1 protein-coding gene is annotated in these 502 nt (G+C 71.7%); it reads left to right on the forward strand.

All coding sequences use genetic code 11. The features are described from left to right. Positions 1 to 16: 16 nt before the first annotated feature. Positions 17 to 502, forward strand: a 486-nt coding sequence (locus tag WDW90_RS38050; RefSeq protein ID WP_336492865.1) for a CoA-binding protein, incomplete at its 3' end; no start/stop codon positions are given.

Genomic DNA, 502 nt, shown 5'->3' on the forward strand with positions numbered 1-502 from the left:
CGGTGGAGGCAGCCCAATGATCATCTATCGCCAGCACGCCCGCGTCCTCGTCCAGGGCATCACCGGCAAGCAGGGGACATTCTGGACCGAGAAGATGATCGCCTGCGGCACGAGCGTCGTGGCCGGCGTCAACCCGAAGCGGGCCGGGGAGCGGCATCTCGGGCTGCCCGTCTACGAGACGGCCAAGGCCGCGATGGCCGAGACGCCGTTCGACTGGGCGGTCATGTTCATCCCGCCCGCCGCCGCCCGCGCGGCGGCCCTCGACGCCATCGAGGCGGGCGCCGGAACCGTGGTGATCCTGACCGAGCACATCCCCGCCCGCGACGTGATCGCCATCCATCACGCGGCCGCCCGGCACGGCACCCGGATCATCGGCCCGAACACCGCCGGCCTCGTCACCCCGGGCGAGGGCTTCGTCGGCATCATGCCGGGCCACAACCCGAACATCTTCCAGCCGGGCGAGGTCGGGGTGATCTCGCGCAGCGGCAGCCTCGGCACGCTG

Source organism: Methylobacterium nigriterrae (assembly GCF_037106235.1).
In the GTDB taxonomy this organism is placed as follows: Bacteria; Pseudomonadota; Alphaproteobacteria; order Rhizobiales; family Beijerinckiaceae; genus Methylobacterium; species Methylobacterium nigriterrae.